The organism is Enterococcus sp. 125944, assembly GCF_051909435.1.
Lineage (GTDB): Bacteria > Bacillota > Bacilli > Lactobacillales > Enterococcaceae > Enterococcus_D > Enterococcus_D gallinarum.
Genome location: NZ_JBQASY010000021.1, coordinates 18389 through 31182, shown reverse-complemented (window position 1 = coordinate 31182; position 12794 = coordinate 18389). Strand labels below are relative to the sequence as shown.

At 40.9% G+C, this 12794-nt stretch carries 12 protein-coding genes; 7 read left to right on the top strand and 5 right to left on the bottom strand.

The annotated features are described in order from the left end of the window. The first annotated feature begins 2 nt into the window (after positions 1-2). The 3 genes from amaP to ACTFWY_RS15155 are packed head-to-tail and all read left to right on the top strand — an operon-like array spanning position 3 to position 1351. Positions 3-566 carry an alkaline shock response membrane anchor protein AmaP gene (gene amaP, locus ACTFWY_RS15165; RefSeq protein WP_003128159.1) on the top strand — a complete coding sequence of 188 codons (564 nt, stop codon included), beginning with the start codon at positions 3-5 and terminating at the stop codon, positions 564-566. Between the two features lie 11 nt (positions 567-577). Continuing rightward, entirely contained in the window at positions 578-772 is a 195-nt protein-coding gene (locus ACTFWY_RS15160; protein ID WP_029486300.1) for a DUF2273 domain-containing protein, read from the top strand. 54 nt (positions 773-826) lie between these two features. Beyond that, on the top strand, positions 827-1351 hold the full coding sequence (locus ACTFWY_RS15155; protein WP_003128162.1) for an Asp23/Gls24 family envelope stress response protein: 525 nt from the start codon (positions 827-829) through the stop codon (positions 1349-1351). A 97-nt stretch (positions 1352-1448) separates the two neighbouring features. On the opposite strand, the gene ACTFWY_RS15150 is transcribed toward ACTFWY_RS15155, so the two are convergent. After that, on the bottom strand, positions 1449-2171 hold the full coding sequence (locus ACTFWY_RS15150; RefSeq protein WP_003128163.1) for a C39 family peptidase: 723 nt from the start codon (positions 2169-2171) through the stop codon (positions 1449-1451). A 344-nt stretch (positions 2172-2515) separates the two neighbouring features. On the opposite strand from ACTFWY_RS15150, the gene mnmA reads away from it, so the two are divergent. Continuing rightward, on the top strand, positions 2516-3634 hold the full coding sequence (gene mnmA, locus ACTFWY_RS15145) for a tRNA 2-thiouridine(34) synthase MnmA (protein ID WP_003128164.1): 1119 nt from the start codon (positions 2516-2518) through the stop codon (positions 3632-3634). A 115-nt stretch (positions 3635-3749) separates the two neighbouring features. On the opposite strand, the gene ACTFWY_RS15140 is transcribed toward mnmA, so the two are convergent. After that, on the bottom strand, positions 3750-4625 hold the full coding sequence (locus ACTFWY_RS15140) for an AAA family ATPase (RefSeq protein ID WP_005470119.1): 876 nt from the start codon (positions 4623-4625) through the stop codon (positions 3750-3752). Positions 4626-4936: 311 nt separating this feature from the next. Between ACTFWY_RS15140 and ACTFWY_RS15135 the strand changes: the two genes are divergently transcribed. Beyond that, positions 4937-5314 (top strand): DUF1033 family protein, encoded by a 378-nt coding sequence (locus tag ACTFWY_RS15135; RefSeq protein WP_137264619.1) that lies wholly within the window; start codon positions 4937-4939, stop codon positions 5312-5314. Continuing rightward, positions 5247-7319 (top strand): DNA topoisomerase III, encoded by a 2073-nt coding sequence (locus tag ACTFWY_RS15130; RefSeq protein WP_439926859.1) that lies wholly within the window; start codon positions 5247-5249, stop codon positions 7317-7319. Before ACTFWY_RS15135 ends, ACTFWY_RS15130 begins: the two co-directional genes overlap by 68 nt. Positions 7320-7449: 130 nt before the next feature. Here ACTFWY_RS15130 and ACTFWY_RS15125 read toward each other — a convergent pair whose 3' ends face one another. Genes ACTFWY_RS15125 through ACTFWY_RS15115 form a run of 3 tightly spaced genes read right to left on the bottom strand, consistent with a single transcriptional unit; the run spans position 7450 to position 11406 of the window. Further along, on the bottom strand, positions 7450-9003 hold the full coding sequence (locus ACTFWY_RS15125; protein ID WP_005470122.1) for a response regulator: 1554 nt from the start codon (positions 9001-9003) through the stop codon (positions 7450-7452). Further along, the gene (locus tag ACTFWY_RS15120; RefSeq protein ID WP_021150556.1) at positions 9003-10430 is read right to left on the bottom strand and encodes a sensor histidine kinase; all 1428 of its coding nucleotides are present in this window, start codon (positions 10428-10430) and stop codon (positions 9003-9005) included. Before ACTFWY_RS15120 ends, ACTFWY_RS15125 begins: the two co-directional genes overlap by 1 nt. 10 nt (positions 10431-10440) lie before the next feature. Next, positions 10441-11406 (bottom strand): ABC transporter substrate-binding protein, encoded by a 966-nt coding sequence (locus ACTFWY_RS15115; protein ID WP_021150555.1) that lies wholly within the window; start codon positions 11404-11406, stop codon positions 10441-10443. A gap of 252 nt (positions 11407-11658) precedes the next feature. Here ACTFWY_RS15115 and chvE point away from each other — a divergent pair, with 252 nt between their 5' ends. Beyond that, positions 11659-12756 (top strand): multiple monosaccharide ABC transporter substrate-binding protein, encoded by a 1098-nt coding sequence (gene chvE / locus ACTFWY_RS15110; RefSeq protein WP_439926861.1) that lies wholly within the window; start codon positions 11659-11661, stop codon positions 12754-12756. Positions 12757-12794: the final 38 nt, after the last annotated feature.

Here is a 12794-nt window from a genome sequence, read left to right as displayed (position 1 = left end):
CTATGCGTAAGATTTCTAAAGTGATCATGATCATTGGGTTACTGTTATTGTTGCTCGTCTTTTTCTTTGGCATGATCGAGAATCAGCAAGCGGTAGATTTACCATTCTACTTGATTCCACTGCGTGAGTATCCGTGGGTCGGAGCTTCCATGAGCATGTTTTTGTTTTGGACATGTGTCGGCTTTGCACTGCTGACGATCATTGGTATTTTCGTTGTCTTGTTCTTTCCAAAGCGTTCGGATCGTTTGGTTATCCAGCAAAAATCCGGGGAATTGGTGATTCAAAAGAAAGCCTTGGAACATTTTGTTTTAAAGAATGTCCAACAAGCTGATTTTATCCATTCGCCATCAGTGAAGGTCAAGATTATCAAGAATAAAGTCCGAGTCATGATCGATGGAGAAATGAAACAGACCGCAGCCATCCCGCAACAACAAGAAGCATTGGTTGGTGAGATCAGCAGTAAGCTTCAAACGCTATTCGGTGTCACTCATGATATACAAACAGAAGTTGTCTTGAAAGACGCTGAAGAAACAAGAGAACATCACACACAACCCCGTGTCGTTTAGGAGGAGAAATGATGAACAAATGGTTCGAACAAAATAAGATCCCGGTTATCTTTGCTGCATTAGGACTGATACTAGCAATTCTCTTTCTGACAGTCGGCTTTTTGAAAACATTGCTACTACTGATTTTTACAGCACTAGGAGGTTACCTTGGCTTCTACCTCAAAGAGATCGGTTTCTTTGATCAATTTCAAAAGCCGCGGCGTTAGTGATCGGTAACATTTATTATTATAATTTTTATGAAGATATAGGAGGAATGTACAATGGAAAATCAAGTAAAACCAACAACTACTGCAGGTGTTAAAGGAGAATTGACTTACGAAGATAAAGTAATTCAAAAGATTGTCGGGATTGCGCTAGAATCCGTAGATGGACTATTAACGGTTGATGGTGGGTTCTTCTCAAATATCGCAGGAAAATTAGTGAATACGGATGATGTTACTTCCGGTATCAACGTTGAAGTTGGTAAAAAACAAGTAGCCGTAGATTTAGATATCGTAGCAGAATACGGTAGCGACATGACTGCCATTTACGACCAAATCAAAGAAGTCGTTTCAACACAAGTCAACAAAATGACAAACTTGGAAGTTATCGAAGTGAACGTTAATGTAGCAGATGTTAAAACTCGTGAACAATTCGAAAAAGATTCAGAAACTGTTCAAGACAAAGTTAGCAGTGCTGCAGAAACAACTGGAGAATTTGCTTCAAAACAAACACGTAAAGCCAAAGGCGCATTCAACAAAACTGCCAGCCGTATCCAAGAAAACAACGAACCACGAGTTCAATAATTACGGCAAATATAAAAACAGGCTAGCTAATCGGCTAGTCTGTTTTTTTTGGATGGTTCTCAGTCAACAGTGCAAGTCTGTAAGTTGCTTTTGAAAATCAAAGCCAAAAGCACCAATAATTCAATCCTTCAGCAGCAAGCAGTTCATTAGAGAAAGTTTTTTTGTAGTGGTTTTTATCTGGTGAATCATTTGGATCAAGCACTTGAATCCCCCCTTCTCTATTCAAAGCCAATACCATCAAATGGCCTGTGGTAGTAAATGTTCCCGGCTGTACGGAGACAATGACGGGAAAGCCTTGCTGGATCATCTTGTAAGCTTCCTCGAAAGAATTTCCCAGATCTAAGAATTGATAGCCAAAATGTTCGGCAAACTGAGGAAAGATTTGCCAGCTAGTTCCTTGATCAGCAAGATAAAATTGGTTGCCTGCCCAGTTGAGAATATTGTCTGGTTCTGGTGCCTGATTTCGCCAAAAAGAATCAATCATTGCTAAAGATGCGATGGCACAACCATTATCGGCAAAGGTATTTTGCTGTTCCCCAGAGCCGTAACGTTTCATCCCCCAACGTTCGTCTCTTTGCAAAATCAAAGGGACTTGTTGGGACTTCGGCAGCACTTCTTGCAGCACTTGATTGGCTTGCTCTGAAAATTTCTTTGGCAATAATACGATATCTTGTGAGTCGGAATGCTTTACTCTTTCAAAGACTAATTGTCGTAAAAGGAAAGAACCGGCGACAATGATCAGTAAGACAAGAATACTTTTTTTGACGGAATTTTTTGGCTTTTTTCTATTTCTGCGGTCAGTCGTTGCGTGATTGTTCATGTTCTGTTACCCCTTTTGTCATTATCTAAGAGGAGTATAGCTGATCCTTGCAACAGACATTTCTGTATTTTATGAAGAAATTCATACGATTTTATGATAGTTTCTTTTTGCTTGAAAGCAGGCTAGCATTTGGCTTAAGCAGCAGCTGTCGGAGGAACTATTTATGTGGGAAAGGTTTTTTTGAATTTAAAGAAGTATCTAAGTTTTTTACAGGAAAAGCTAAACCGATGAAACTCTCCGTGAATTTTATGCCAATCTGTTGTATAATGCAAATTACTGAAAAGTTGCGACCTTCAAATCGTAGATGATTTCAGAATCTATAATTGAAATGATGGTGAAAAATCATGTCTAACGAAAACACCCGTGTGGTGGTTGGAATGAGTGGCGGGGTGGACTCGTCGGTAACAGCACTTTTGCTGAAAGAACAAGGGTATGATGTTGTCGGGATCTTTATGAAAAATTGGGACGATACCGATGAAAATGGTGTATGTACTGCAACGGAAGATTACAAAGATGTGGCTAAAGTAGCAGCTCAAATCGGCATTCCCTATTATTCAGTCAATTTCGAAAAAGAATATTGGGACCGCGTTTTCGAATATTTCTTAGCTGAATATCGAGCTGGACGTACACCAAACCCAGATGTTATGTGTAACAAAGAAATCAAATTCAAGGCCTTTTTAGATTATGCCATGGATCTTGGTGCTGATTATGTGGCAACTGGACACTATGCTCAAGTCGAAACGGATGAAAATGGGGTTACCCATATGCTGCGCGGAGTGGATAGCAACAAAGACCAAACGTATTTCTTGAGCCAACTGTCGCAAGCACAATTGAGTAAAACCATGTTCCCTTTAGGCGGCATGGAAAAATCTGAAGTACGGGCCATTGCTGAACGAGCTGGTTTAGCAACAGCTAAGAAAAAAGATTCTACAGGTGTTTGCTTTATCGGTGAAAAGAATTTCAAACAATTTCTAAGCAATTACTTGCCAGCAAAAAAAGGCAACATGGTCACATTAGATGGTGAAGTCAAAGGACAACATGATGGTCTGATGTACTATACCATCGGCCAACGTCAAGGATTGGGAATCGGTGGCGGCGGCACTTCACAAGAACCGTGGTTTGTTGTCGGCAAAGATTTAGCAACAAACACATTGTATGTGGGACAAGGATTCCACCATCCAGCATTGTATGCGGATCGGTTGGAAGCAAGTCAAATCCACTTTACGACAGACACGGATCGTCCAAGTGAATTCAAGTGCACAGCCAAATTCCGTTATCGTCAACAAGATGTCGGCGTCTCTGTCCGCTTGCTAGATAATGACCGTGCCGAAGTGATCTTCGATGAACCCGTTCGGGCAATCACCCCAGGACAAGCAGTGGTCTTTTATGATGGCATGGAATGTCTTGGCGGTGGCTTGATCGATGCCGCTTACCAAGAAGCAAAAGAATTGCAATATGTCTAAACGATTCGAACGATTGCAGCAGTGATAATTGAAACGATCCGAATGATCAGTGATGCCTGTATGGATTTGCAGGCATGATCTTTCGGATCGTTTTCTATGTGATTCTAGGAGATTCTTATTGATCGGTACGTCTTTTTTCATCTTCAAAAGCTTCTTGATGCATTTGGAAAAAGCGGTAGTAGGTCTGAACATTTTCCAACTGTGTCCAGCGACGCACATCCACCGGCTTTTGATCCAAATCGTAGATCTTTGCTTCTTTGATGGAGAGGACAAAAGGGCTGTGGGTAGCGATGACAAATTGACAATGTTCGTAGCGGGTCATGTCTTCGATAAATGCGACTAACTCAATTTGTCGTTGGGCCGACAGTGAATTTTCTGGTTCGTCTAAAAGATACAGTCCATTAGGCACGATTTTTTCTTGGAAAAAGCTTGCCGCGTTTTCTCCGTTTGAGAATTCACGGACATTATCCATCAGATTTTTACGTGTGAATTTCGATTGTGTATTGGAACGTGCGAGGTTGATTTTTTTTAATCTCTCATAGTCTTCAAAGCCTTTAAAACGAAAATTTGCATATTTGGCTTCAAAATATTCGTCGAAGATTTCTTCTCGGCGGCGATCAATGCCTTGATTCAAATTGCGAATGTCGAGCATATAGTCGAATACGTCATCGCTGGTCAAAATTTGCTTGATTTTAGGTTCGTTGGTAACTATGCAATGGCATTGATCAAGGTAATCTTCAAAGAAGTTGGAACGATTATAAGCGGCGGACCGTTGCGCGCCGATCTTCTCAGCAAGGACGTTCAGTGCGGTGGTTTTTCCTGAACCGTTGCCTCCGTAAAGGATAGTGATTGGTTCAAAATCGATTTGAGAAAAGGCGTTCTTTGACAAGACTTGATAGGGGTAATAGGAATCATAGACAGTTCGCATAATCCCCGCAAAAAATGACCCTTCGGATTCACGATCAGGAAAAGTAATTTGATTAAGGTACATCAACGCGCCAACTCCTAACAGATTTTTTGTTTAGTGTAACATAATTGTTCTTGCCATAAAAAAATTTTCCAAGTAAAATAATTTCACCTATGTAGAGTTGTTATCTTTTCTTGTTATATTCACATTCCCTGTGTTCTATGCTAGACTAAGGGTAACATCATTTTGATGTCATCTTAAGAGACAGTATAAAAACATAAAAAAACGATGATTTTTTGAATTTTTTAAAGGGTGCTTAATTGTTGAGACTTATTCCTTGCAACTTTTGGTAAAAGTGACTAATATGGGAAAGGAATCTTGAGAGGAGCGATGGGATGTATCAAGTAATAGTCATGTATGGTGATAACGAGCCATGGTGGTTTTTTGAAGGATGGCAGGCAGATATTCAAGAGGCGTTCACATTTGCATCTTTTGCGGAAGCACAGTCATTTTACGAAGAAAAATGGCACGAGATTCGGAAAGAGTATTCGTACATAAATGCAAAAACCAACTTTATGACGGCTTTTTGGAATGAAGGCGAAGAACGCTGGTGTGAAGAATGCGACGATTATCTCCAACAATATATTGGGTTGGCACTACTTAAAGAATACCAACAAGTCGTCGATGAAAGCAGGAAAGATTTTTATGAAACAACTAATTCTAGCGGAAAAGCCAAGCGTTGCCAAAGACCTCAGCAAAGTATTGGGTTGTAATCAAAAAAATAAAAATTATTACGAAGGACCCAAGGTAATCGTTACTTGGGCCCTTGGTCATTTATTAGGTCTAAAAATGCCCGAAGATTTAAACAAAGAATGGGCCTCGTGGCAGATGGAAACATTACCGATGGTTCCCAAAACGATCGGGATCAAACCATTGCCTAAGACGGGGCATCAGTTGAAAGCAATCAAACAACTGGCACATCGCAAAGATGTGTCGGAAGTCGTGATCGCTACCGATGCAGGACGAGAAGGCGAGTTGGTGGCCCGATGGATCTTAGAGTGGATCCGCTGTGACAAACCTGTCAAGCGGCTTTGGATTTCCTCTCAGACCCCTAAGGCTATCAAAGAAGGGTTCTCAAAGTTGCAGCCGGCGAAGCAGTATGATAACTTGTATCATTCTGCCATTGCTCGGGCAAAAGCAGACTGGCTAGTCGGCTTGAATGTGACCCGTGCCTTAACAGTGAAATATCAGGATAATTTAAGCGCTGGCCGAGTTCAAACACCAACGCTTGCTTTGGTTCGCGCACAAGAGAAACAGATTGAAGGTTTCCGCCCCCAAACCTATTATGTCATCAACTTAGAAGTGGGCGACAGTAAAGCAAAGCGGCAACAAAGCAATCCTTATCAATTGAAAGACCGTAGCGAAGCCGAAGCACTGGTTCAAAAGATGAGTCAGCAAAATGGCCGTGTTGCGTCTATTGAAGAGAAGATCAAAACCGAAGCGGCTCCTTTACCCTATGATTTGACGGAGATTCAGCGAGAAGCCAATCATCGCTATGACTTTTCTGCCAAAAAAACGTTGTCATTGGTCCAAAGCTTGTATGAAACCCATAAAATCGTCACGTATCCGCGGACTGATTCAAAATACTTAACCAGTGACATGAAAGCAACGATGAAAGAACGGTTGCAAGCAGTGGCCGATTTTGCTCCTGAAGTCAAAAGCTATTTGAAAAATGGCGGTCAAGTTCAGCAGCAAGCTGTGTTTAATGATAAGAAAGTTACGGATCACCATGCCTTGTTGCCTACAGAGCAACGGGCACGTTATGAAAAATTGAGTAATGACGAACAGCGAATCTATCAAATGATCGTTGAACGTTTTTTGATGCTTTTTGCCAAACCGCATAAGAAGCAGCAGCAAAAAGTTACAGTCAAATTTGGTAATGAAGTGTTTGTCTTTACCCATAACACTGTGATCGAGGCAGGCTGGAAAAAGTCAAAAGAAGAAGCAACCACTGTTTCTTGGCAGGAACAAATGAGTGTCAAACCAACATTCAGTATTCAAAAGGAACTAACGACGCCGCCGAAACCATTGAATGAAGGTACGCTCTTAGGCAAAATGGAAAAACATAGCTTAGGAACGCCTGCAACGAGAGCTGAGATCATTGAGAAATTGATCAAGTCAGAGTTGATGGAGCGAACACCTAGCGGTTTACAAGTTTCGCCAAAAGGCAAGCAGTTGTTGGTGCTAGTCAACCCATCTTTAGTCACTCCGGAATTGACGGAGAAATGGGAAAAGGAATTAGAACTGATCGCTAAAGGAAAATACTCGGAACAAAAATTCCTTGCTCAGATAGAAAAACATACCAAGCAATTAGTCAAAGAAATCAAGCAAAGCGAAAGCAAATATCAAGACTTTTCCTTAACGCAAAAACGATGTCCTGAATGCGGGGAACCATTAAGGGAAAAGAGTACCCGAGATGGCAAGATCTATGTTTGTTCAAGTCAAACCTGTAAGTATCGTCGTCGTAAAGATCCTAAAGTGTCTAACCATCGCTGTCCACAATGTCATCGAAAGATGGAGATCATTGAAGGAAAGAATGGTGCTTTCTTCCGTTGCAATTTCGATGGGATCACCGAGAAAATGGCAGATAAGAAAGAGCGTAACAAAAAATTGACCAAACATGAAGAACGCCGGTTGATGCAAAAGATCAATCAGGAAGAACCGCAAGAAAGTCCATTGGCTGCAGCATTAAAAGCGGCGATGGAGAAAAAAGAATGACGAACGGCTGAAGGCAAGACGCCAGTATTGATTTTGTTCGTTCAACGATTTTGCTTCTTGCATTATTTGCTAGCCTAAAAAACCAGTCCAGCCTTATGTATAAGGTTGGGCTGGTTTTTTTGAACTTCTGTCAATGGTGGATCTGACGATACTCTTTGGGTGAAATCTGTTCTTTTTTCTTGAATAGGAAAGAGAAGTAATTTGGATCATTGTAACCAATATCAAAGGCGATCTCGGAAAGGCGCAAATTTGTTGTGATCAGTAGTTTTTTTGCCAATGAAAGCCGCTGTTCTGTGAGGTATTCAATGAATGTGGCATCGGTTGCTTGCGAGAAAATCGTACTGAAATGGGCGGGGCTCAAGTTGACTTTTTCTGCAACGACATTCAACGAAATATTTGGATCAGAAAAATTTTTGTCAATAAACTGTTTTGCCTGACTGATCACACTTTGATACTTTGCCATTGCCGGATTGATTTGCTGCTTGACTAAGTATGTAAGCAGTGCAGTCACTTTGTCTTGGTAGTTGTGTGGCTCACTTGTCAGTTGGGATAAATAGTCTAAATCCGCAGTTTGAGCTAGCAAGTCCTTTTGTTCTTTGCCTTCACGCTTTTTTACCAGCGCAATCAATTCTACCAGAACAAAAAAACGATACATTTGGGTTCTTTCTGCAGTTCCTTGAGCGGACATGATTTCATTGACTAAGTCATTGATCGCCTCTGGCTCAGTCTGGGAGATTCGTTCGGCAAGGTCGATTTTGAAAGGATTCGTAGGAGATAATTCTCCTTCTTTCATATCATCCTCATAGCTAATGATCTTTTCCTTGCGGATGCCGCCATACGTTTTCAACATCCCGTTGGCTTTGTGATAGGAAGTTGGAATGTCCGAAAACCGCTCAACTACCGGTCCGATGGCAACTGCCACTTCCTCACTTGAGTCATGGGTGAGCGCTTGTGCCATTTGGTAGGCTTTCTCGAGTACAGCATCTTTGTTGAAATCAAAAAGCAGGAATTTGATGAAGCGACTGGAAATGCTGGAGAATAAGACTGTTTCATCGGAACCATAAGTAGAAGTCAACTGCTTACTGAAGCGGGTATAATCCGAAAAATTCTGATTGTATGGTGTCTTGGCCAACAAGACACAAAATTGTTTACCAGAAAAGGAACGCTTTAGCTCGGTCGCTTGCTGGAAAGCTTCTGAAATTGTGATTTTACTTGCGAAAAGAGTATTCAAAAAGAGATTCTTTCTGACCTCCATTCGCAGGAGTTCATCATCTTGTGAGAGATAGTGTTGTTCTTGGGACTGTTGGTCCAATGCAGCAATGACTTTAATCAATGTCTGTTCAAGGTCCTCATTTTTGATCGGTTTCAACAAATAGTCATCAGCTTGCAATTGTAGCGCTGTTTTTGCGTAATCAAAATCATCGAAGCCGCTAATAAAAATAATTCGAACAAGTGGCAATAATTTTTTGGCCTCTTTGGCAAAGGTCAGTCCATCCATAAAAGGCATTTTGATGTCCGTCAAAATGATATCTGGACGAATGTCAAGAATCGATGCAAGTGCCAACTCGCCATCTGCCGCTTCATTACTATAAATAATGGGGTATTTTTCAGCTAGAGAAATAATCTGATGCCGCAAGTTATCACGGATCAGGTGTTCATCTTCAACTATGAAGACTTTGTACATTAGTGGGCTCCTCCTTTTTTAGGAACGATGATCGAAATCGTTGTTCCTTGTGATTCAATACTCGCGATATCAAATTGTACGTCACTACCGTAATTTAGTAATAGACGACGATAAACATTATAAAGACCATACCCATTTTCTGGATCGGGATCTGTATTTTCTTTCAGATTATGCTGGATGGCCATTAATCGTTCGTGGGAAATGCCAATACCGTTATCACGGACAGACATCTGGATTGTCTGTTCATATTCCTGAATCGTGATGGTGATTTTTCCTACTCGGCGTACAAACTTGGTGCCATGATAGACGGCATTTTCAACTAAAGGCTGTAGGATCATCTTTAAAACTAGTAGGTCTTGGGAAGTGGTCTGCTGGTTGATTTCATAGGTCAGCATCTCCCCATAACGGATCTTTAGGATCGTTAAATAGTCAGCAACATGGCGCAACTCTTTTGAAAGAGGGATCCAGTCGTGCCCTTTGCTTAGTGAAATCCGAAAAAAATCGGAGAGGGCGTACGTCATTTCAGTTGCTTGTTCATATCGTTCTACTTCGATCAAAGAGACGATCGCATCCAAACTATTGTAAATAAAGTGAGGCGTGATCTGTGCTTGCAACACACGAACTTCACTTTGAGCCAAATGGTATTGTTTCAAAGCATTCTCTTCTAATAAACGGGTTAAATCATCCGCCATTTTATTCAAACTGCTCGTCAATGTGCGCAATTCCGGTGTATCAGGCAGGACTGCTCGAAAGCCGAGATGCCCTTGGGCAAGTTCATCAGATAATTCGACTAGACGATCCAATGGATTTTGGAGATTTTCGCGAACAAAGCGGCGATTTTTAGAAATAAAGTAAATAATCAAAAGAATCAAAAGCAATTGAAAAGCGATCAATAACAAGACAGATTGAATCAAATCTTGATTGGTTTGACTTGCCAAACTAATCTCTACACGAACAAATTCCTGCAGGATTTCAGATAATAATTCAATCACAGAATCCACCTGGACCATCACATATTGATTTTTTTCTAGTGGTTCATCGTTAGCAATATTTTCGATGAGCTTGTTTTGGTAGGTTTCTAATGAATCCAGTGTACGTAAGGCAACAGCCAACGTGTTCTTTTCTTTGGCTGTATTCGTATTTGTTTGGATATGGTCAAGATCCGCGCGCAATTCTTCAATGACGTTGTTGACTTGAACATCCGCCACGCTCTTTTGGCCAAAGACAAGATCCCACATTTCTTCTAAAACAATTGCATCCACTTTACCCGAGAGCTGATTGGCTTCTTCAATATTGTTGATCGTATTTTGATAAATAAAAATTTGGCGGGAATAAAAGATACTACTGATCAATAAAGGAAGAAAAGCGACTAAGATCATCAATTTATTGGTTTGTTGGAAGATGCCCTTTATACTTGTCTTTTTCATGAATGACTCCTTAATAATTTCGGGGTGGAATCTGGTCAAAATCCATATCACTTGAAAAAACTGTCTCGTGGACATAGATTTCTTTTGGAACTGCACTTCTGCCCCGACTTAAATAACGGGAAATAGCATTTTTAACGAAGATACCAGCATCGGGATTACATTCAACAACGCAATTAACGATGCCGTTTTTCAAATTGTCGATCATTTCTTTTTGAGCATCAATCGTAACGATAACAATGTCTTTTCCAGGGACGATATCTGTTTGTTTCAAGGCTTCTAACGCGCCGATAGTCATTTCATCGTTATGACTGAATAAAACATCGATGTCGGCCATTTTTCCTTCTGCAATATATTGTTCAATCACTTCTTTGCCTTTTCTACGAATGAAGTCGCCATTCAAGGCATCAGTTACTTGAATAGTGACATTGTTTTTCGCATAATCTCGTTTGATGGTTTCTCGAAAGCCATCTGAACGTAGTTGCGTAGGGGATGTATCACTGAGTCCGGTCAACTCCAGCACGTTGATCGTTTCATTTTCATGATGCTTGAAATAATTGCTGACATAAAGGCCAGCTCGATTGCCTTCCGCTTTGAAACTAGGACCGATATGTGTCAAAAATAAGGAAGGATCTGCCAGATCCACATGACGATCAACGATAAAAACAGGGATACCTGCATTGGCCGCCTCTTCGAGTATTGGTTCCCAACCATCTTCTTGTAATGGAGTAAAGACGATTGCATCTACTTGGTAAACGATAAAACTGCGGATATCTTGGATCTGTCTTTCTTGATTCATATAGCCATTTCGATAAAGTACTTCATACCCTTCTTTCTCTAACTCTGTCCGAATCGATTCAGTATGACGTTTACGCCAACTGCTTTCTGTACCAGATTGCGAAAAGCCAATGACAATGCTCTCTTTAGCAGATTCATTGGTCCCCTCAGCTGGTCGTTGGCAGGCGCTAAGACTGGTCATAAGCAGGATCGAAAGGAAGATGTGTAACCTTTTTTTATCCATAATTTCACCCCCGACCTCTATTTTACCAAAAAAAGGTAAGCGCTTTTCTTAATTTCAAGATTCCGAAAAAAAACAAGGTAATCGAAAGAAAATCAAGGTTTGAATTCCAATGTCCCAAGAAATCAAAGAAACTACCAAAAATAGTTAATGTAAGCGATTGCTGTTTTTTCTATACTTAGCCTGTAAGTAAAAGTATGGAGGGATCAATAAATGAAAAGCACAATGAAAAAAATCGTAGGTATCGCTTCAACCGTTCTCTTGGGAGGGATGTTGGCAGCTTGCGGAAACGGCTCAGATAGTGGTGGAGCCAGCAGCGGGGACAAAGGGTTTGTGGGAATCGCTATGCCTACAAAATCAGCAGAACGTTGGATTGCCGATGGAAACAATATGGTAGATGAACTGGAAAAGTTAGGCTACAAAACAGACTTGCAATATGGCGAAGATAAGGTTGAGAATCAGGTCGCTCAAATTGAAAACATGATCACTAAAGGCGTCGATACATTAGTGATTGCTTCTATTGATGGTTCCGCGCTTACCGATGTTCTCGAAAAGGCTCATAACGAGGACATCAAAGTGATTGCTTATGATCGGTTATTGATGAATTCGGAGTACGTCGATTACTATGCAACCTTTGACAATTTCGGTGTGGGTGTTTTACAAGCTTCTTATATTGAAGACAAGCTAGGCCTGAAAGATGGAAAAGGACCCTTCAATATCGAATTGTTTGGTGGTTCACCGGATGATAACAATGCGTTGATCAATTACAATGGCGTGATGTCTGTTTTTCAACAGTATATTGATAGTGGTCAATTAGTGGTTCCTTCGGGTCAGACGAATCTCAACCAAATCGCAACACTGCGCTGGGATGGTTCTACTGCACAGGCACGGATGGACAACTTATTGAGTGCCAACTATACCGATAAAACATTAGATGCCGTTCTTTCTCCTTATGATCCAATCAGTTTAGGAATCATCTCATCCCTAAAAGGTGTGGGGTATGGTTCTTCTGAAAAACCATTACCTGTAATTACAGGACAAGATGCAACCATTGCTGGAGTTAAATCGATCATTGCTGGAGAACAAACGCAAACGATTTTCAAAGATACCCGAGTTCTAGCCAAAAACACGATCGAAATGATCGAAGCAATCGCCAATGGCGAAGAAGTCCCAGTCAATGATACCGAAACTTATGACAATGGGGTCAAAGTGGTACCGACCTATCTATCTAATCCAGTCTCTGTAGATAGCAGCAATTATAAAGAAGAGCTTGTGGACAGTGACTATTACACGGAAAAAGATCTGGGCTAGTTGTTGACAGTGGGGCTGTCAAAAGCGCAAAAAAGGTA